Source organism: Streptomyces sp. Y1 (genome assembly GCF_041053115.1).
Taxonomy (GTDB): domain Bacteria; phylum Actinomycetota; class Actinomycetes; order Streptomycetales; family Streptomycetaceae; genus Kitasatospora; species Kitasatospora rubellomurina.
Genome location: NZ_CP163445.1, coordinates 2,983,013 through 3,002,293 on the forward strand (window position 1 = coordinate 2,983,013; position 19,281 = coordinate 3,002,293).

14 protein-coding genes and 2 pseudogenes are annotated in these 19,281 nt (G+C 74.4%); 3 read left to right on the forward strand and 13 right to left on the reverse strand.

Annotated features, from left to right (window positions below; translation table 11 throughout):
- Window positions 1-208: 208 nt before the first annotated feature.
- The 8 genes from typA to AB2U05_RS12530 all read right to left on the reverse strand — a co-directional run bounded on the left by typA (window position 209) and on the right by AB2U05_RS12530 (window position 13,303).
- Window positions 209-2,113, reverse strand: coding sequence for a translational GTPase TypA (gene typA / locus AB2U05_RS12495; protein WP_045704883.1), 1,905 nt, complete (start codon window positions 2,111-2,113; stop codon window positions 209-211).
- A 228-nt stretch (window positions 2,114-2,341) separates the two neighbouring features.
- Window positions 2,342-4,069, reverse strand: a complete 1,728-nt coding sequence (locus AB2U05_RS12500) for an ABC transporter family substrate-binding protein (RefSeq protein WP_369183224.1) — start codon at window positions 4,067-4,069, stop codon at window positions 2,342-2,344.
- A gap of 93 nt (window positions 4,070-4,162) precedes the next feature.
- Window positions 4,163-6,595, reverse strand: a complete 2,433-nt coding sequence (locus AB2U05_RS12505) for a SpoIIE family protein phosphatase (RefSeq protein WP_045704893.1) — start codon at window positions 6,593-6,595, stop codon at window positions 4,163-4,165.
- 406 nt (window positions 6,596-7,001) lie between these two features.
- Window positions 7,002-9,803, reverse strand: coding sequence for a SpoIIE family protein phosphatase (locus AB2U05_RS12510; RefSeq protein ID WP_369183225.1), 2,802 nt, complete (start codon window positions 9,801-9,803; stop codon window positions 7,002-7,004).
- Between the two features lie 197 nt (window positions 9,804-10,000).
- Window positions 10,001-10,417, reverse strand: a complete 417-nt coding sequence (locus AB2U05_RS12515; protein WP_045697646.1) for an NUDIX domain-containing protein — start codon at window positions 10,415-10,417, stop codon at window positions 10,001-10,003.
- Between the two features lie 18 nt (window positions 10,418-10,435).
- Window positions 10,436-10,600 (reverse strand): hypothetical protein, encoded by a 165-nt coding sequence (locus AB2U05_RS12520; protein ID WP_167352932.1) that lies wholly within the window; start codon window positions 10,598-10,600, stop codon window positions 10,436-10,438.
- Between the two features lie 135 nt (window positions 10,601-10,735).
- Window positions 10,736-12,295: a DUF4190 domain-containing protein gene (locus AB2U05_RS12525; RefSeq protein ID WP_369183226.1), complete on the reverse strand. Its 1,560-nt coding sequence runs from the start codon at window positions 12,293-12,295 to the stop codon at window positions 10,736-10,738.
- A gap of 186 nt (window positions 12,296-12,481) precedes the next feature.
- Window positions 12,482-13,303: a methyltransferase domain-containing protein gene (locus AB2U05_RS12530; protein WP_369183227.1), complete on the reverse strand. Its 822-nt coding sequence runs from the start codon at window positions 13,301-13,303 to the stop codon at window positions 12,482-12,484.
- 170 nt (window positions 13,304-13,473) lie between these two features.
- On the opposite strand from AB2U05_RS12530, the pseudogene AB2U05_RS12535 reads away from it, so the two are divergent.
- Both AB2U05_RS12535 and AB2U05_RS12540 read left to right on the forward strand, forming a co-directional pair.
- Window positions 13,474-14,612, forward strand: a pseudogene (locus AB2U05_RS12535) (dihydrofolate reductase family protein).
- A 64-nt stretch (window positions 14,613-14,676) separates the two neighbouring features.
- The gene (locus AB2U05_RS12540) at window positions 14,677-15,345 is read left to right on the forward strand and encodes an HAD-IA family hydrolase (RefSeq protein ID WP_369183228.1); all 669 of its coding nucleotides are present in this window, start codon (window positions 14,677-14,679) and stop codon (window positions 15,343-15,345) included.
- A gap of 11 nt (window positions 15,346-15,356) precedes the next feature.
- On the opposite strand, the gene AB2U05_RS12545 is transcribed toward AB2U05_RS12540, so the two are convergent.
- From AB2U05_RS12545 to AB2U05_RS12560, 4 genes and pseudogenes are all read right to left on the reverse strand, one after another.
- A complete protein-coding gene (locus tag AB2U05_RS12545) occupies window positions 15,357-15,611 on the reverse strand; it encodes a Txe/YoeB family addiction module toxin (protein ID WP_369183229.1) in 255 nt (84 codons plus the stop codon).
- Window positions 15,608-15,889: a type II toxin-antitoxin system Phd/YefM family antitoxin gene (locus AB2U05_RS12550; protein ID WP_045697662.1), complete on the reverse strand. Its 282-nt coding sequence runs from the start codon at window positions 15,887-15,889 to the stop codon at window positions 15,608-15,610. Before AB2U05_RS12550 ends, AB2U05_RS12545 begins: the two co-directional genes overlap by 4 nt.
- A gap of 128 nt (window positions 15,890-16,017) precedes the next feature.
- Window positions 16,018-17,091, reverse strand: coding sequence for a redox-regulated ATPase YchF (gene ychF, locus AB2U05_RS12555; RefSeq protein WP_045697663.1), 1,074 nt, complete (start codon window positions 17,089-17,091; stop codon window positions 16,018-16,020).
- A gap of 84 nt (window positions 17,092-17,175) precedes the next feature.
- Window positions 17,176-17,593: pseudogene (locus AB2U05_RS12560) on the reverse strand (glyoxalase).
- Window positions 17,594-17,764: 171 nt separating this feature from the next.
- Between AB2U05_RS12560 and AB2U05_RS12565 the strand changes: the two are divergent.
- A complete protein-coding gene (locus tag AB2U05_RS12565) occupies window positions 17,765-18,382 on the forward strand; it encodes a DUF6542 domain-containing protein (RefSeq protein WP_369183230.1) in 618 nt (205 codons plus the stop codon).
- A gap of 24 nt (window positions 18,383-18,406) precedes the next feature.
- Here AB2U05_RS12565 and ppgK read toward each other — a convergent pair whose 3' ends face one another.
- A complete protein-coding gene (gene ppgK / locus AB2U05_RS12570) occupies window positions 18,407-19,153 on the reverse strand; it encodes a polyphosphate--glucose phosphotransferase (protein WP_045697665.1) in 747 nt (248 codons plus the stop codon).
- Window positions 19,154-19,281: the final 128 nt, after the last annotated feature.

Consider the following 19,281-nt stretch of genomic DNA (forward strand, 5'->3'; position numbering starts at 1 on the left):
GACATATGAGACATAGCCAGACAGGCACCAAACGGACAGTCGTCACGGATGACGAACTGTCACGTCCGCTCAGCGGACACCCGGGTGTGATGAGCGCTATTCCGTGAATAGCGGCCCCGACAACTTGGAGTAGTTGAAAAAGTTCGCCCCCCTCTCCATCTGGAAAGGGGGGCGAACATTCCGGCCAAAGGCCGTGGCTATGACCGGATCACGCCTTCTTGGCGCGCGAGGCGGTGCGTCCGCGGTCCTTCTGGTCGAGAACGACCTTACGGATGCGAACCGTCTCCGGGGTCACCTCGATGCACTCGTCCTCGCGGCAGAACTCCAGCGACTGCTCCAGCGAGAGCTTGCGCGGCGGGACGATCGACTCGGCCACGTCGGCGGTCGAGGACCGCATGTTGGTGAGCTTCTTCTCCTTGGTGATGTTCACGTCCATGTCGTCGGAGCGCGAGTTCTCACCGACGATCATGCCCTCGTACACCTCGGTGCCCGGCTCGCAGAAGAGCACGCCGCGCTCCTGCAGGTTGGTCATCGCGAAGGCGGTGACCACACCGGCGCGGTCGGCGACCAGCGAGCCGTTGTTGCGGGTGGTCAGCTGGCCGAACCACGGCTCGTGGCCCTCGTGGATCGAGTGCGCGATGCCGGTGCCGCGGGTGTTGGTGAGGAACTCGGTGCGGAAGCCGATCAGGCCGCGGGACGGCACGACGAACTCCATCCGGACCCAGCCCGAGCCGTGGTTGGACATGTTGTCCATCCGGCCCTTGCGGACGCCCATGAGCTGGGTGACGGCACCCATGTGCTCCTCGGGCACGTCCACGGTCAGGCGCTCGACCGGCTCGTGGGTCTTGCCGTTGACCTCCTTGGTGACCACCTGCGGCTTGCCGACGGTCAGCTCGAAGCCCTCGCGGCGCATGGTCTCGATCAGGATGGCCAGCGCCAGCTCACCGCGGCCCTGCACCTCCCAGGCGTCCGGGCGCTCGGTGTCCAGCACGCGCAGCGAGACGTTACCGATCAGCTCGCGGTCCAGGCGGTCCTTCACCTGGCGGGCGGTGACCTTGCGGTCCACCTTGACGCCGGACTTGGCGTCCGCGCCCTTGCCGGAGCCGCCGCGGCCGACCAGCGGCGAGGTGTTGGTGCCGATGGTCATCGAGATGGCCGGCTCGTCCACCGTGATCAGCGGCAGCGCGATCGGGTTCTCGGTGTCGGCCAGGGTCTCGCCGATCATGATGTCGGAGATGCCGGCGACGGCGCAGATGTCACCGGGGCCCGCCACCTCGGCCGGCTTGCGGGTGAGCGCCTCGGTCATCAGCAGCTCGGAGATGCGGACGTTCTGGATCGTGCCGTCGCGCTTGATCCAGGCCACGGTCTGGCCCTTGCGCAGCTCGCCCTGCTCGACGCGCAGCAGCGCGATGCGGCCGAGGAAGTTGTCGGCGTCCAGGTTGGTGACGTGCGCCTGCAGCGGGGCGTCCTCGTCGTAGCTGGGGGCCGGGACGTGCTCCAGCAGGGTGGAGAAGAACGGCTCCAGGTTGGTGCTGTCCGCGGGAACGGTGCCGTTCTCCGGCTTGGTCAGCGAGGCGACGCCGTCACGGGCGCAGGCGTAGACGATCGGGAACTCGATCTGCTCCTCGTCCGCGTCCAGGTCCAGGAACAGGTCGTAGGTCTCGTTGATGACCTCGTCGATCCGGGAGTCCGGGCGGTCCGTCTTGTTGATGCACAGGATGACGGGCAGGCGCTGGGAGAGCGCCTTGCGCAGCACGAAGCGGGTCTGCGGCAGCGGGCCCTCGGAGGCGTCGACCAGCAGGACGACCGCGTCCACCATCGACAGACCGCGCTCGACCTCGCCACCGAAGTCGGCGTGGCCCGGGGTGTCGATGATGTTGATGGTGATCGGCGCGCCGCCGTCCTTGGGGTGGTACTTGACCGCGGTGTTCTTCGCGAGAATGGTGATGCCCTTCTCGCGCTCCAGGTCGTTCGAGTCCATCATGCGGTCGTCGAGCTGCTGGTGGGCGGCGAAGGCGCCGGCCTGCTTGAGCATGGCGTCGACCAGCGTGGTCTTGCCGTGGTCGACGTGGGCGACGATGGCGACGTTACGGATGTCGTTGCGCGTGGGCATGCCTTGCTGATTCTCCCGGAATCGTGGGTTGCGGCGCCCGGCTGCGTGACGCGCACTTGCGATCCCTGTCGATCGCCGCCGCCCGTTCCGCCTGCTACTACCGGTCCACCCGCCGGGCATCTGGACATGCGCGGCTTCCCCCTATCGTACGGGGAAGCGCCCAGGTGGGCAGAAACGACCAGGTCGGGCGGGATCAAGATCACAGCCGGTCGCCGCGCTCACGGCGCCCTACCCGGTCCAGCCCACGTCCTGGAAGCGCGGCCGGGTGAAGCCGAAGGCGCCGGCTCCGGCGAGGCCGGTCCGGGTGCCGACCAGGTCGGGGCGCTGGTAGAGCGGCACGGAGTGGCCGAGCTGCCAGATCCGGACGTCGGCCTCCTGGAGGAGGTCGAGCCGGGCGGCCGGGTCGAGCTCGGCGGCGGCCCGGTCGAAGAGGCGGTCGATCTCCTCGGTGCCGCTGCGGGCGTAGTTGCCGCCGGGGTCGAGGGCGCCGTCCGGGTTGGGCCGGGGCTTGGCGTAGGCGGCCCGCTGCTCGGCTGCCGGGCTGGGGCCGGCGGGCCAGGAGAACAGGGCGAGGTCGTAGTCGCCGGCGGCCAGGTGGTCCGCGGCGAAGGTCTCGGCGGGCACGGCCACCGGCCTGACCGCGATGCCGGCCTCGGCGAGGTTCGCCCGCAACGCCTCGGCGGTGCGGGCGGCGGTGGCCGAGCCGGCCGGGAGCAGCAGCGTCAGCGACAGCTCCTTGCCGTCCTTGGTCCGGGTGCCGCCGTTCGGGCGCTTCCAGCCGGCCCGCTCCAGCAGGTCGGCGGCGTCCGCGCGCCCGGCCGCGGCGCTGTCGTCCCGGTAGCCCTCCTGGTCCTGGGCGAGCAGGTGGCTGCCGAGCGGGGCGCCGGGCAGACCGAGCGGGGCGAGGGCGGCCTCGGCGATCCGCCGCCGGTCGACGGCCCGGGTGAGCGCGCGGCGCAGCGCCGGGTCCGTGAGCGGGCCGCGGGCGGCGTTGACGGTGAGCTGGGTGAGCGAGGCGGCTGCGGCCCGGTGGAGGGTGAGGCCGGGCAGCGACGCGGCCCGTTCGAGGGCCGGTGCCGCCGCCTGGGGCTCGGCCCGGTCCACGGCGGCGGTGAGCGGGGCGACGTCGAGCCGGTCCTGGTCGAGCGCGTCGAGCCGCCGCTCGGGCGGGACGGCGAGGAAGTCGATCCGCTCGGCCTTCGGCCGGTCCCCCCACCACAGCGGGTTGCGCACCACTTCGACCCGCTCGGCGTCGTACCGGGCGACGGTGTACGGCCCGGCGCCGAGGTGTCCGGTGCCGGTGAGCGCCCGGGCGAAGGCGCCCGGGGTGGCGGTCTCGGCAGCCGGGTAGAGCGGCCCGAACAGCGCGCGCCACTCGCCGTACGGCCGCCGGAAGGTGACCTTGACCTCGTGCGGGTCGGCGCCCTGGGCGATCGAGTCGATGGCGTCGTACCCGGCGGCCGGGCGCCCGCGGTAGGCGGGGTCGAGCCCGGAGAGGGCGGCCCGCTGGGCGCTGAAGTCGGCGGCGGTCAGCGGGGTGCCGTCGCTCCAGACGGCGTGCGGGTTGAGCCGGTAGGTGACGACCTGGGGCTGCTGTCCGGGCGGGGTGGACTCGGCGCCGGCCAGGTAGTCCGGGTCGGGGGCGAGCCGGCCGTGCTCGTCGGGCCGGAACAGCGCGGGGTACAGCGCCTGCGCGAGCAGCGCCGAGTCGGCGGTGGCGCCGCCCTGGTAGACGTTCAGCGTGGCGGGGACGCCGTCCAGGGCCCAGCGCACCGTGCCGCCGTCCCGGACGGCGTCGCGGTCGGGCGGCCGGACGTCCCCGGTGCCGGCGGTCGGGTCGGCCGGGACGGGGGCGGCGGCCGGGGTGCGGGCCGGGGCGGGGCCCTCGGTGCAGCCGCCGAGCGCGGCGGCGAGCAGCAGCGCGGCGGCTGCGGCGGTGAGCGGGCGGACGGGCATGGCGGTCATGCAACGCCGCCGGGCGGGCGGGGCCCGGGCCGACACGGCGGGCCGCCGGGCGGCTCACCCGGACGGCCCATCCCCTCGCAGGCCCTACAGCGCCAGCTCGAACCAGACGATCTTGCCCTTGGGGGTGCGCCGGCTGCCCCAGCGCTCGGCGAGCAGGCTGACGAGCTGCAGGCCGCGGCCGCCCTCGTCGGTCTCCTGGGCGCGCCGCTGCCGGGGCTGCGCGTAGCCGTCGTCCCAGACCTCGCAGACCATGCTGCGCTCGCGCAGCAGCCGCAGCCGGATCTCGCCCCGGCCGTGCTTGAGCGCGTTGGTGACGAGTTCGCTGACGAGCAGTTCGGTGGTGTCGACCAGTTCGTCCAGGCCCCGGGCGAGCAGCCAACTGCAGGCCAGTTCACGGGCCTTGGCGACGGAGGTGGGCTCGGGCGGCAGGAACCAGTTGCCGACCGCGTCCTCGGGGAAGGCGTGCACCTTGGCCATCAACAGGGCGATGTCGTCCTCGCCGTGGTGCGGGTTGAGCTCGCCGAGCACGTGGTCGCAGAGTTCCTCCAGGCCCTTGCCCTCGTCGGAGAGCGCGACCCGGAAGGCCTTCAGGCCCTCGTCGAGCTGGTGCTTGCGGCTCTCCACCAGGCCGTCCGTGTAGAGGCCGAGCAACGCGCCGTCCGGGAGGGTCAGTTCGACCTCCTCGAAGGGCTCGCCGCCGACGCCGAGCGGCAGGCCGGGCGGCACGTCGAGCATCCGGGCGGGTTCGCCGGGGCTGAGCAGGACGGGCGGCAGGTGGCCGGCGTTGGCGAACACGCAGCGCCGGGTGACGGCGTCGTAGACGGCGTAGACGCAGGTGGCGAGGTAGACCTCGCGGGCCTCCTCGTCGGCCGACGAGGTGAGCCGCCCGTACGGGCTGTGCGGGCCGGCCGGGACGGAGTCGTCGCCGAGGCCGCGGGCGATCTCGTCGAGCGCGCCGAGCACTTCGGCCGGGTCGAGGTCGAGCATGGCCAGGGTGCGGACGGCGGTGCGCAGTTGGCCCATGGCGACGGCGGCGCGCAGGCCGCGGCCCATCACGTCGCCGATGACGAGGGCGGTGCGGTTGCCGGGCAGCGGGATGACGTCGAACCAGTCGCCGCCGACCTCGGTGTTGTTGTTGCTGGGCAGGTAGCGGCAGGCGATCTCCAGGCCGCTGGCGGCCGGCTTGCCGGGGGGCAGCAGGCTGCGCTGGAGGATGAGGGCGCGCTCGTGCTCGCGGCGGTAGAGCCGGGCGTTGTCGATGCAGACGGCGGCGCGGGCGACGAGTTCCTCGGCGATCGCGACGTCGCGGGCGTCGAAGGGCTCGCTGCCGATCGCCCGGGAGAGCTGGACGAGGCCGAGCACCTGGTCGCGGGCGACCAGCGGGACGATCAGGGTGGAGCGCAGCAGCGGGTCGGGCCCGGGCTCGGGGACGACGCTGCGGCCGGTGCGCAGCGCCCGGGCGTGCGGGGAGCGGCGCGGGTAGCAGAGGGTGCCGCCGGCTTCGGCGATCGGCAGGCCGGTGACGGAGCCGAGCACCGAGGAGGCGCCGCCGATGACGCTGGAGACGGCGACCCGGCGCAGTTCGCCGCTGCCGTCGGTGAGCACGCTGTCGCCGAGCCGCCCGGCGCTGGGGACGGTCTCGCCGGAGAGCAGCGCGGTGTAGAGGTCGACGGTGGCGAGGTCGCAGAACGGCGGGACGACGACGTCGAGCAGTTCCTTGGCGGTGGTCTCCAGGTCGAGGGTGGAGCCGATGTGGGCGCTGGCCTCGTTGAGCAGGGCGAGGTTGCGGCGCACGCCGTCCGCCTCGCGTTCGGCGACGTGCCGGCTGGTGACGTCGGAGACCTGCCCGGCGATGCCCATCGGCTGCCCGGCGCTGCCGTTGAGGCGGTACAGCGACACGGCCCAGAGCCGGTTGCCCTCGCGGGTGGGGACGGGCGTGTGGAAGCGCAGGTCGAAGACGGGCTCGCCGGTGGCGAGGACCTTGCGCAGGGCGGCGGTGAGCCGGTCGGCCTCGCCGGCCGGGAAGAGGTCGTGCGCGGTGAGGCCTTCGAGGTCGGCAGGGGCGAGGCCCATGCCGGAGGCGAAGGCGTCGTTGACCCGCTGGAGGCGCAGCCGGTCGTCGAACAGCACGAAGCCGGTCGGGGTCTGCCCGAAGACGGCTTCGGAGGCGGCGAGGTCGGTCTCGACCCGGCGCAGCCGGCCGAGGTCGACGGCGAGGCAGGTGGCGCCGGCGGTGGGCAGGGCGCTGTCGGGCATCAGGTACAGCTCGGCGAGGCCCTCGCCGCCGCCCGCCTCCCGGTAGGGGGTGGTGCCGACCCACTCCTCGCCGGCCAGGGTGCGTTCCAGCCGGGCGCGGCCGCGCTGCCAGAGTTCGCGGGGGACGAAGGTGGCGATCGGGTCGGCGCCGACCGCTTCGCCGGCGGGGACGCCGAAGAACTCGGCGGCGCGCTCGCTCCACTGGCTGATCCGCCCGTCCGGGCCGATCGCGAAGGTGGCGACCCGGATGTAGTCGTAGATCGATCCGGGGTCGCCGACGCCCCAGGTCCGCGCCCCGGTGACGGCGGTGCGGGCGGGGCCTTCGGCACGGCCGCCCGGTGGGGCCGTGGGCGTGGGCGGTTGCAAGGCGCCGACCTGCCCGGGAACAGCGGCATGACCGCTGCTGCTCGGCGCGTTCCGCGCCGGGGTGCTGTTCAACGGACCGACCCCTCCAACCCGCGACCGTCCGGATGTCGAGAAGACCGAGTATTCATCATCGAGGGGTACGTTCACACGCCCTCAACATCACAACATCAGATCGGGCGAAGGTTTTTGTCCTACCGCCCGCGCAACCACAATGCCACGTCCGCGCCCCCTTCCGGGGCGCGCGCTCCCCCAGCGCCCGGGATGGCATATGCGTCCCGGTCCCGCGACGGACCGGCCGGCCTCACGGCGTCTCGGCCCCGCGGCCCGGCAGTGCCTGCTCGAACCAGACCACCTTGCCGATGCCCTCGGCCCGGGCGCCCCAGCGCAGCGCGAGCCGGCGGACCAGTTCCAGGCCCCGGCCGCCCTCGTCGGCCTCGGCCGCGTGCCGCTCGCGGGGCGGGTCGGGCAGCGGGTCGGAGATCTCGACCAGCAGCGTCTCGCCCAGGGTGAGCCGTAGCCCGATCGGGGCGCTCGCGTACCGGACGGCGTTCGTGACCAGCTCGCTGACCAGCAGTTCCGCGGTGTCGGTCAGCTCCTCGACGCCCCACTCGGCGAGCGTGCCGCGGACCAGCCGGCGGGCCCGGGAGACGGCGGTGGGTTCGGCCGGCAGGGTCCAGCCGGCCGTGGGGGTGCCGGCCTGGCCGTGGCCGAGCCGGGCGAGCAGCAGCGCGACGTCGTCGGGTTCGCGCCCCTGCTCCATGGTGTCGAGCACCGCCTCGCAGGCGGCCTGGATGGAGGCGTACGGCTCCTGGAGCACGGTGACGAGGCGGCCGAGGCCGACGTCGAGGTCCTTGTCCCGGGACTCGACCAGGCCGTCGGTGCACAGGGCGAGCAGGCTGCCCTCGGCGATCTTCAGTTCGACGGATTCGAACGGAACTCCGCCGACGCCGAGCGGCGCGCCGGAGGGCAGGTCGAGGATCCGGCCGGCGCCGCCGGGCAGCGGGCTGCCGGTGCGGGTCGGCTCGTCGGCCTCCTCGCGGGGCACCACCAGCACCGGCGGGATGTGCCCGGCCTTGGCGACGGTCAGCATCGAGGTGCCCGGGTCGTACACCGCGTAGACGCAGGTGGCGAGCAGCGCCTCGTCCGGGCCCTGGGCGAGGTCGTCGGCCAGCTCGTGGACGTGCCGCAGCAGCACGTCCGGCGGCAGGTCGAGGGCGGCCAGCACCCGGACGGCGGTGCGCAGCCGGCCCATGGTGGCGGCGGCCCGCAGGCCGTGGCCCATCACGTCGCCGACCACCAGGGCGGTGCGGTCGCCGGGCAGCGGGATGACGTCGAACCAGTCGCCGCCGACCTCGGTGCCGCTGCTGCCGGGCACGTAGCGGTAGGCGACCTCGACGCCGGTGGGCTGCGGGACCTGCTGCGGGAGCAGGGTGCGCTGGAGGGTGAGCGCGGCGGTGCGTTCGCGGGCGTAGAGGCGGGCGTTGTCCAGCGAGCTGCCGGCCCGGTCGGCGAGTTCGACGGTGAAGGCGAGGTCGTCCCGGTCGAAGCCCTCGCGGTAGCCGGCCCGGCTGACCAGCAGCAGGCCGATCACGATGCCGCGGGCGCGCAGCGGGACGACCAGCATCGAGTGCACGCCGAGGTCGTGGGCGGCCTGCGTCTTGGGGTCCCCGGGGTAGGTGACGTCGTCGAGCTGGTCGGCGCCGGACAGCAGCTCGGGGACGCCGGTGCGCAGCACCCGGCCGCAGGCGGAGTCCTCGGCGAAGGTGATCCGGGCGCCGCGGCGGAGCATCACCTCGACCTCGGGGCCGTCCTGGACGGAGGCGGTGCCGAGCTGCAGCAGCGAGGTGCGGCGGTCGTGGCCGTGCCGGGGCAGGTCGTCACCGTGCGCGACGGCCTGCAGCAGGATCACCGCGGAGTGGTCGGTGAGCCGGGGGACGACGGAGTTGGCGAGCTCCTGGGCGATCATGGCGGCGTCGAGCAGGTCGCCGACCCGGGAGCCGAACTCGTTGAGCAGCGAGAGCCGGCGCCGGGCGTGCTCGACCTTGGCGACGGCCCGGTAACGCTCGGTGACGTCCATGACGGTGCCGGAGATGCCGAGCACCCGGCCGGAGCGGTCCGTCATCCGGCTGTAGGAGATCGAGCGGTAGCCGGCCCGGGAGGTCACCGGGGAGGCGAGGGTGACGTCGATGACCGGCTCGCCGGTGGCCAGCACCTGGCGCTGGATGGCGGTGATCTCGTCGGCCGTCCGCTCGGGCAGGGTCTCGCCGGTGGTGCGGCCGACGTGGTCGTCCAGGGCGACGCCGTTCATCTCGGCGAGGGTCTGGTTGACGGCGGTGTAGCGCAGGTCGGTGTCCAGGATGGCGATGCCCAGCGGGGACTGCTCGAACAGCGCGTCGCGCACCGCGAGGTCCCGCTCGATGGCCCGGACGGCGGTCGCCTCGGCCAGGCTGACCTGCAGGAACGGGGTGCCGTCGCCGTCCACCAGGAGGGCGATCCGGGCGTCCACCGGGACGGGCACGCCCTCCCGGTCGCGCAGCTCGGCGTTGCCGGCCCAGCGGCCGTGCCGCAGCGTGTCCTGGACGGCGGCGCGGATCCGGCCGACCTGCTCCTGGTCGGGGATCAGCTCCTCGATCCGGCGGCCGACCAGCAGTTCGCTGGGCCAGCCGAGCAGTTCCTCGGCGGCGGGGCTCCAGAGCACCACGCGGCCGGCGGTGTCCAGGATCGCGATGGCGACCTTGAGCATGTCGAGCAGGCTGCCCTCGGGGGGCGCGGCGAGGCCGTACGGGGTGTCGGCGGGCCCGCCGGGGAACGGCCGGCCGGGGCGGCTGCGCAGGCCGGCCGGGGCGGCGGCGTCGGGGGCGGCCGGATCGGCGGCCGGATCGGCAGCCGGGGGGACGGCCAGGGTGGGGGCGGGGCGGGCGGGCGGCGCTTCGGGTTCGGCGGGCCCGGCGGGCCCGGCGGGCGCGGCGGCGGCGCGGCGGCGGCCGGGCGACGGCTGCGGGGTGCCGGGGCGGGTGCCCCGGCGCAGCCGGGCGCGGGCGGCGGCGCTCCCCGCGATGCCTGCCCGCCGCTCTCCCCCGCGACCGCTCCCGGTACTCGGCACCGTCGAGGCCTCCGGCTCTGGTCGGGATCGGCGCCGCCGGCTGGGGGGCGGCTCACCGATGGTGACGAATTGGGCCGAATAGTGACATACCCAGCGGGGCCCAGGCTATCCCGGGTCCCGCGTCCTCTTGTCCGATTGACCGACCCGGGCGGTCTGCGCGTCGCCGGGCCGCCGGGTGCCGTTCGCCGTCGCGGTCGTCAGGGGTGCAGCAGAGGGGCGACGTGCGGCAGGACCTCGCGGTCGTGGCCGATCCAGTCGACGGCGTCCAGTTCGTCCGGGCCCAGCCAGCGCAGCTCGTCGTGCTCCTGGAGCGGGCGCGGCTCGCCGGCCAGCAGCTCGGCGGTCCAGAACCGCAGCTCCAGGCCGGGGCGCACGGTCCACGCGCCGGGCAGCCGGCTCAGCGCCCGGGCCCGTACGCCCAGCTCCTCCAGCAGCTCGCGCTCCAGCGCCTGCGCCTCGGTCTCGCCCGGCTCGGCCTTGCCGCCGGGGAACTCCCAGCGCCCGGCCACCGCCGCGGGTGTGCTGCGCCGGGCGGCCAGCACCCGGCCCTGGTGGACCAGCGCGCCGCCGACGACGATCCGGGGGGCGGGGGGCTGCTCGGGGGCTTCGTCCATGCCCCGAACCCTACGGTCTCAGCTGTCGGCGCCTTCCGCGTCCGCCTCCACCCAGTAGAGCTGCTTGTGGCCGCGGGCCTCGAACTCGGCGGCCAGGCGCTCCGCTTCGGCCCGTTCGAGCCCCTCGGCGACCAGGAAGCGGTTGCCGTTGTCGTCCTGCCGCATCACGCGGTGGCTGCCCATGGCGCCAGCGTACGGGCCCCGGCCTGCGTGGGGGTCGGGCCGGGGCCGCGCCCGTGACCCTACGCCCGGCGAGCTACCGGCAGGTACGGATGGTGTTAACGCTGAGTAACCCCGGGGCGGGGCGGCGGGCCCGCGTCAGACCCGCAGGTCGGGCACCTGCTCGCCGGTGGACAGGCCCAGCCCGCGCCGGATCTCCGCGTTGAGCGCCATCGACTTCACCTGCAGCCCCTCGGCCCGGCGGATGTCGCCGGGCAGGTCGGTGCCGGAGGCCGCGTCGCTCCAGGCGCCGGCCGCCTGCTCCTTGGCCGCGGCCAGCTTGGCGACCTTCGGGGCGACCTCGGCCGGCCAGGCCACCGAGGGCTTGTCCAGCGCGGTGGCCTCGGCCCGGCAGGCGTTGGCCATCCGCCGGGCCCAGTCCCGGTACTCGGCGGGGGCGGCGGACGGGTCCTTCGACGGCTGGTCGGCGGTGGCCCGGTTGAAGCCGCGGGCGGCCTCCAGGTAGGCCAGCTGGGCGGCGGTCAGACTGCGCCGGTCGGTGCGGACCGTCCCCACGTGCTGCTCGTCGCGGTCCTCGAAGGCGCAGGTGACGCGCCGGTCGCCGCGGCCCCAGGTGGTCCGGGTCGGGTAGAGGTAGACGTCGTCCATGCCGTCCGGCACGGCCCACTGGTCGAGCGCGTACTCGTCGAGCACCGGGCGGCACAGCTCGGCGGCGCGGGAGCGGAGCACCGTCTCGCCCGGGAAGGACGAGCCGTCCGCCGTGGGGAAGTCGGTGCCGCCGGCCACCTCGCCGTGGTGCGGCTCCGCGCAGGGCACCCGGCGCACCCAGTACACCGTGTCGTCGCCGCCCGGGTTGGCCACGACGCCGTCGCCGGTGTCGTTGTAGCAGTCCCCGGCCTTCAGCTCGGACCAGTGCACGGCGCCGGCCGGGGCCTTCCCGCCGCCGCTGCGGGCGAGGTCGTCGTCGTGCCGCGGGCTGAAGTCCCCGGCGCCCAGGACGAGCGACATGACCACCGTGCCGACCGCGCCGAGCACCACGCCCGCCACGGCCATGCCGAAGCCGTGCTCCCGGCGGCGCTTGATCTGGGTCAGCGCGACGATGCCGAGGACCAGCGCCACCGGCGCGGCCAGCACCACGCCGGTCACCAGCGCGGCCACCGCGAGGCCGTTGGTCGGCGCGGGGGAGGGGGCGGCCGGTGGGTACGGGTACGGGTACGGGTACGTGTACGGGTCGCCGTGCGGCGCGGGCGGGTGCGGAGCCGGCTGGAGGCCGGACACGGCCGAGGGCGGCACCGAGGCCCAGCCGCCGGCGGGCAGCGGCGGGGGCGGCGGCTGCGGCGGGGCGGCGGAGGGGAAGGGGGCGGCGGCCTGCGGCGGGGCGGGGGGTGCCTCGGGGGTCCCGGGGGCCTCGGGCTGGGCGGGCGCCTCGGGCTCCGAGGCGGACTCGGGCTCCGCCAGGGCCTTCAGGAGGTCGATCCGCGGGTCGCGTTCCTCCCGCGCCGAGGCCGACTCGGGCGCCGGACCGCGTTCCTGCTCGCGTTCGCGCTCGTGTCCCTGCTCGCGTTCCTGCTCGCGTTCCTGCTCGCGTTCCTGCTCGCGTTCCTGCTCGCGTTCCTGCTCGCGTTCCTGCTCGCGTTCCGTCGCGGCTTCCCCGGCGGGCGACTCCGGCCCCGGCTCCGGCAGCTCGGACTTCGACACCTTGGACTCCCCCACCCCGCCGCGACGGGCATCGGCTCCGGCAGTTCGACTCATCGGCCGCTCCGCACCAGCCGGTCGGACGGACCCGAACCGGCCCGGATTCGAGCGGCCGCGCGACTCTATCCGATCATTCCGACGATCCGCCGCGCCATTTCCGGCGCTCGCCCGCCCGGCCTCCCCGGCCGATCACCCGCGCGCCAGGATCTCGCCGTGCAGCATGGCGAACCAGCCGTCCCCGGCGGCGCTCCACTCCCGCCAGCCGGCCGCGATCCGCTCCAGCTCCGCCCGGTCGGCGAAGCCCCGTTCCACCGCCGTCCGTCCGAACGCGGTGCCGGTGACCCGGTCCGCCCACATCCCGCCCCACCAGTCGCGCCGCTCGGGCGTCGCGAAGGTCCACGTGGTGGCACTCGCGGTCACCTCGGCGAAGCCGGCGGCGCGGGCCCAGGACAGCAGCCGCCGGCCGGCGTCCGGTTCACCGCCGTTGGCCCGGGCGACCTGCCGGTACAGCTCCAACCAGCGCCCCAGCTCGGGCACTTCGGGGTACCAGGTCATCGACGCGTAGTCGACGTCACGGACCGCGACCACCCCGCCGGGCGCCGTCACCCGGCGCAGCTCGCGCAGCGCGGCCACCGGGTCGGCCACGTGCTGCAGCGTCTGGTGGGCGTGCACCACGTCGAACTCACCGTCCCGGTACGGCAGTCGGTGGACGTCCGCGCACTCGAGGGCGACGTTGGCGAGCCCGCGCCCGGCGACGTGCTCGGCGGCCCGGGCCAGCACCTCGGCGGAGGCGTCCACGGCCACCACCCGCCCCTGCGGGCCGACCAGCTCGGCCAGGTCCGCGGTGATCGTGCCGGGTCCGCAGCCGACGTCCAACAGGGCCTGCCCGGGCCGCAGTTCGGGCAGCAGGTAGCCGGCCGAGTCGGCGGCGGTGCGGGAACGGTGCGAGCGCAGCACCGCCTCCTGGTGGCCGTGGGTGTAGACGGCGGCGGCGGGCTTCGGTGCGGTCATGCGGTCCCCCTGCTGGGTGCTCGGCGTCCGGCTCGACGGCTTCTCGGGCCGTTCCGACGCTAGCCCACGTTCCACATCACGAGAAGATTCGTCTCACATTTCGACCGAGCGACAACCGCCCGGCGCCCGCCCGCCGTACCGTGGACCCACCCGAGAGAACGGTCCCGCCCATGCCCGGCCAGCGCCCCTTCGTCCTGCTCAGCGCCGCCATGTCGCTCGACGGCCACCTCGACGACGCCTCCCCCGACCGCCTGCTGCTCTCCAACGCCGCCGACTTCGACCGGGTCGACGAGGAGCGCGCGGCCGCCGACGCGATCCTGGTCGGCGGCAACACCCTGCGCACCGACAACCCCCGCCTGCTCGTCAACTCCCCGGCGCGGCGGGCCGCCCGGCTCGCCGCGGGCCGCCCCGAGCACCCGCTGAAGGTGACGCTCAGCGCGAGCGGCGCGCTCGACGCCGGCCTGCGGTTCTGGCACACCGGCGGCGCCAAGCTCGTCTACAGCACCGACGCCGGGGCGGCGGCGCTGCGCCCCCGGCTGGACGGACTGGCCGAGGTGGCCGCGCTCGGCCCGGCGGTCGACCTCGGCGCGGTGCTGGACGACCTGGGCGCGCGCGGCGTGCGCCGGCTGATGGTCGAGGGCGGCGGCGGGGTGCACACCCAGTTCCTCGCCCGGGGCCTCGCGGACGAGCTGCACCTGGCCGTCGCCCCGCTGCTGGTCGGGCAGGCCGGGGCGCCGAGGTTCGTCGGCCCGGCGGCGTTCCCAGGCGGCCCGACCCGGCGGATGCGGCTGCTGGAGGCACGTACCGTGGGCGACGTCGTCCTGCTCAGGTACGCCCCGAAGGAGCCCGCCCCGTGACCAGCCCCGCCGCCGACCTCGCCCACCTGCGCCGGGCCGTCGAGCTCTCCCGCCGCTGCCCGCCCTCCACCACGGCCTTCTCGGTCGGCGCGGTGATCGTCGGCGCGGACGGCACGGTGCTGGCCGAGGGCTTCAGCCGGGAGACGGACCCGCACGACCACGCCGAGGAGGCGGCCCTGGCCAAGCTCCCGGCCGGCGACCCGCGGCTGCGCGGCGCGACCGTCTACAGCAGCCTGGAGCCCTGCGGCCGGCGCGCCTCGCGGCCGCGGCCGTGCGCCCGGCTGCTGATCGCGGCCGGTGTGCCGCGGGTGGTGGTCGCCTGGCGGGAGCCGGACCTGTTCGTCACCGACTGCCAGGGCGCCGCGCTGCTGGCGGCGGCCGGGGTCGAGGTGGTGGAGCTGCCGGAGCTGGCGGAGGAGGCCCGGGCGGTCAACGCCCACCTGCTCGGATGATCTTTTGTATCATTTAGATACAAAAGACTCGCCTTCTGTCGCCGAGGCCCCCAAGGAGCCACCCATGCCCGCCGCCACCCCCATCCGGCTGACCACCCGCGCCCTCCTCCTCGACATGGACGGCACCCTGGTCAACTCCGACGCCGTGGTCGAGCGCTGCTGGAGCGCCTGGGCCGTGCGGCACGGCCTCGACCCCGTCGCGGCACTGGAGGTCGTCCACGGCCGCCAGGGCCACGCGACCATGGCCGCCCTCCTCCCGGACCGCCCGATGGAGGTCAACCTCGCCGAGAACGAGCAGATGCTCGCCGAGGAGCGCGCCGACACCGAGGGCGTCGTCCCCGTCCCGGGCGCGCCCGCCTTCCTCGCCGCCCTGGCCGGCCTGCCGCACGCCCTGGTCACCTCCGCCGACCTGGCGCTCGCCCGCATCCGGATGGCCGCCGCCGGCCTCCCGCTGCCGCCCGTTCTGGTCACCGCCGAATCCGTGGGCGCCAGCAAGCCCGACCCCGAGGGCTTCCTCAAGGGCGCCGCCGCCCTCGGCTTCGCCCCCGCCGACTGCCTCGCCCTGGAGGACTCCGGCGCCGGCATCGCCGCCGCCCACGCCGCCGGCATCCCCGTCCTCGGCATCGGCCCCCGCGCCGTCCCCCACCACCCGGACGCCCACACCCCCACCCTCGACACCGTCACCGTCACCCCCCACCCGGACGGCACCCTGACGCTGACCCTCCACCCCTGACGGGCGAGCGCTCAGTAGTGGTAGCGGGCGGCCAGGACGATGATCTCGTCGTGGCCAACGAGGTAGACGAGGCGGTGCTCGTCGTCGATGCGCCGCGACCAGGCGCCGGGCAGGTGGTACTTCAGCGGCTCGGGCTTCCCGATCCCCGCGAACGGGTCACGGAGGGTGTCCTCGATGAGCTTGTTGAGCCGCGCGAGCATCTTGCGGTCGTGCTTGAGCCAGGACGTGTAGTCCTCCCAGCCCTGCTCCTCGAAGACCAGCCTCACGCGTCGGCCTGCCCGGCGTCGGCGGCATCGGGGTCGATCAGCGCACGCTCGGCGAGGTTCGTCCGGCCCAGGGCGTTCTCGTAGGCCTTCAGCAGCCGGCGCGCGTTGGCGGGCGAGCGCAGCAGGTACGAGCCCTCGCGCAGGGCCGCGTAGTCCTCGGCGGACATCAGCACGGCGTTCCCGTGCCTGGAGACGATCTCGATCGCGTCGTGGTCCTCGTTGACCTGCTTGATCAGCGGGAACAGATCCCTGCGGGCCTCGCTCGCGGTGATGGACATGAGGCATCTCCCTCCACAAGTGGTACCGGATAACGTACCACTCCGGGTCGCGGTCGAACCGGAACGCCGTCGAGGGGCCGGACTCCGGTGGAGTCCGGCCCCTCGACGAGGCACTGCCGTCAGGCCGCTCAGACGTTGAAGCGGAACTCCACGACGTCGCCGTCCTGCATGATGTATTCCTTGCCCTCGATGCGGGCCTTGCCCTTGGCGCGGGCCTCGGCGGTGGAGCCGGTCTCGACCAGGTCGGTGAAGGCGATGACCTCGGCCTTGATGAAGCCCTTCTGGAAGTCGGTGTGGATGACACCGGCGGCCTCGGGGGCGGTGGCGCCCTTCTTGATGGTCCAGGCGCGGGCTTCCTTGGGGCCGGCCGTGAGGTAGGTCTGCAGGCCGAGGGTGTCGAAGCCGACCCGGGCGAGGGTGGCGAGGCCGGGCTCGTCCTGGCCCATGGACTGGAGGAGCTCGAGGGCCTCGGCGTCGTCCAGCTCGATCAGCTCGGACTCGATCTTGGCGTTGAGGAAGATCGCCTCGGCCGGGGCGACCAGCTCGCGCTGGGCGTTCTTGAAGTCCTCGTCGGCCAGCTCGGCCTCGTCCACGTTGAAGACGTAGAGGAAGGGCTTGGCGGTGAGGAGGTGGAGCTCGCGGATCGGGGTGGTGTCGAAGCCGGCCTCGAAGAGGGTCTTGCCGGTCTCCAGGACGGCCTGCGCGGCCTCGGCGGCGGCCAGGACGGGGGCGGTGTCCTTCTTGAGGCGCGCCTCCTTCTGGAGCCGGGGCAGGACCTTCTCGATGGTCTGGAGGTCGGCCAGGATCAGCTCGGTGTGGATGGTGTCGATGTCGTCCTTGGGCGACACCTTGCCGTCCACGTGCACCACGTCGGGGTCGGTGAAGGCCCGCACGACCTGGCAGATCGCGTCCGACTCGCGGATGTTCGCGAGGAACTTGTTGCCCAGGCCCTCGCCCTCGCTGGCACCGCGCACGATGCCGGCGATGTCGACGAAGTCGACGGTGGCCGGGAGGATGCGCTGCGAGCCGAAGATCTCGGCGAGCTTGGTCAGCCGCTCGTCCGGGACGCCGACGACGCCGACGTTCGGCTCGATGGTGGCGAACGGGTAGTTGGCCGCCAGCACGTCGTTCTTGGTCAGGGCGTTGAACAGGGTCGACTTGCCGACGTTCGGCAGGCCGACGATTCCGATCGTGAGCGACATGAAGCGCAGTCCCGTGGGCTTGGAGGAGTTGGGTCGGCACCGTACGGGCCGACCCCCAAGTCTACGGGCAGCCCCAAGCCGCGCTCACGCCTCGGTCGACGCCGCCCGCGGCTCCAGGAACTCCAGCCGGTTGCCCAGCTTGTCCGCGGCGTAGAAGCGGCGGTGGTCGGGCAGGTTGTCGTCCCAGGTCACCTCGTGGCCGTGCGCGGTGAGGCGGGCGGCGAGGGCGTCCAGGGAGCGGACCAGGATGCCGGGGTGGCCCTTGACGGACGGGCGGAAGTCGGGGGTGACGCCGAGGTGGACCTCGACGCCGCCGCCGCGCCCCGCCGAATCAGGACTCGCAGCAGCCGCCGCGCGCCGCGAGCACCGGCGGCTTCGCCAGCTCGGTCATGCCGAGGACGCCGACCCAGAAGGCCCGGCACTCGTCCTCGGCGCCGGCCGGGATGTCGAGCTGGAAGTGGTCCAGGCGCTCGAAGGCGAAGTCTGCGGTCTCGGTGGTCATGACGGTCCCCCGTGCGGTCGTGCGGTCATCCGATGATCATGGTGTGTCGACTCGGCCGGGCAGGTCAGCCCCCCGAATGACGATCACAGGAGTACTCCTTCCGGAGACACGGATCAAGACCTGAACGGTCCATTACACAGTGTGGCGATGATCGGACCGTACGTTGGGCGGGTGGAGCAGAGCACCCGTACCCAGCCGCCAGGGCCCAGACGTCGTCCGCGCAGCGGCGCGGCCGGGGCCTCCGTTCCCGGTCCCGGCCGGGCTCCCGAGGGAGCCCCCGCCGCCCCCGCCTCCCGGCTGCGCCCGGTGGCCGGCCAGCCCGCCGCCCGCCCGGCCACCCCCCGGCTGCGGCTGCGCCTGCCGCTGCGCGGACGCGGCGACGCCGCGCTGTACGGGCGGCGGCGGACCGGGCGGCCGACCCGGCTGACGGCGGTCGGCACCGGCGTGGTCGCGGTGCTGGCCACGCTCGCCGTCGCGGGCGTGGACCGGCTGCTGTTCGACGGCCTCGGCTGGCTGTTCGGGGTCGGCTACCTGGTGGTCTGCTTCCAGCTGGCCGTCCGGGTCCGCTACGCCGACCTGCTGGCCGCGCCGATCAGTGGGCCGATCGCCTTCGCGGCGGCGCTGCTGCTGCTCGCGCCCGTCAACTCCTCGGGCGTCACCGCCCAGGTGGTGGCGCTGGCGACCGGGCTGGCGCTGCGGGCCGGCTGGCTGTTCTCCGGCACCGGACTGGCCGCGCTGATCGTGCTGGCCCGCTTCGTCGCCCAGCGCCGGATCCACCGCGCGCGGTAGCGGGCCCTCAGCCGTAGCGGGCCCTCAGTCGGCAGCCCGGGCCGCCGCCATGGCGGCCCCGACGATGCCCGCGTCGTTGCGCAGCTCGGCCGGCACCACCCGCGCCTCGCGCTCGCGCAGCCGCGGCAGGAACTTCTCGTGCTTGCGGCTCACCCCGCCGCCGATCACGATCAGCTGCGGCGAGAAGAGCATCTCCACCAGGTCCAGGTACTCGTCGACCCGCCCGGCCCACTGCTCCCAGCTCAGCCCGTGGCGCTCCTTGGCGGCCGAGGAGGCCCGGCGCTCGGCGTCCTTGCCGCGCAGTTCCAGGTGACCGAGCTCGGTGTTGGGCACCAGCGCGCCGTCGACGAAGAGCGCGCTGCCGATGCCGGTGCCGAAGGTGAGCACCAGGACGACGCCCTGCTCGCCCCGCCCGGCGCCGTGCGCGGTCTCGGCGATCCCGGCCGCGTCGGCGTCGTTGAGGACGGTCGCGGGCAGGTCCAGCGCCTCGCGGAACAGGCCCGCGGCGTCCAGGCCGATCCAGCCCTTGTCCACGTTGGCCGCCGTCCTGGTGCGGCCGCCGACGACGACGCCGGGGAAGGTCAGCCCGACCGGGCCCTGGTGGTCGAAGTGGCGCACCACCTCGCGGACGGCCGCGACGACGGCCTCGGGCGCGGACGGCTGCGGGGTGAGCACCTTGTACCGCTCCTCGGCGAGCGCGCCCCGGGCGAGGTCGACCGGGGCGCCCTTGATCCCCGAACCGCCGATGTCCACGCCGAATACCGCCGTCATCACGACCACCCTCCGCGACCCGTGCACCCGTCTGTCCACAGCCTGTGCACAAAACTACGAGAGCCGGAGCGGGCCCGCACAGCGAAAAACCCGGTGCCCGTACGGACACCGGGTTCCTCGGCGGTGGT

Bases quoted from the DNA above. Each gene is read 5' to 3' on its own strand.
- typA (WP_045704883.1), bottom strand. From the start codon at position 2,113: ATGCCCACGCGCAACGACATCCGTAACGTCGCCATCGTCGCCCACGTC.
- AB2U05_RS12500 (WP_369183224.1), bottom strand. From the start codon at position 4,069: ATGCCCGTCCGCCCGCTCACCGCCGCAGCCGCCGCGCTGCTGCTCGCC.
- AB2U05_RS12515 (WP_045697646.1), bottom strand. From the start codon at position 10,417: ATGGACGAAGCCCCCGAGCAGCCCCCCGCCCCCCGGATCGTCGTCGGC.
- AB2U05_RS12520 (WP_167352932.1), bottom strand. From the start codon at position 10,600: ATGGGCAGCCACCGCGTGATGCGGCAGGACGACAACGGCAACCGCTTC.
- AB2U05_RS12530 (WP_369183227.1), bottom strand. From the start codon at position 13,303: ATGACCGCACCGAAGCCCGCCGCCGCCGTCTACACCCACGGCCACCAG.
- AB2U05_RS12540 (WP_369183228.1), top strand. From the start codon at position 14,677: ATGCCCGCCGCCACCCCCATCCGGCTGACCACCCGCGCCCTCCTCCTC.
- AB2U05_RS12550 (WP_045697662.1), bottom strand. From the start codon at position 15,889: ATGTCCATCACCGCGAGCGAGGCCCGCAGGGATCTGTTCCCGCTGATC.
- ychF (WP_045697663.1), bottom strand. From the start codon at position 17,091: ATGTCGCTCACGATCGGAATCGTCGGCCTGCCGAACGTCGGCAAGTCG.
- ppgK (WP_045697665.1), bottom strand. From the start codon at position 19,153: ATGACGGCGGTATTCGGCGTGGACATCGGCGGTTCGGGGATCAAGGGC.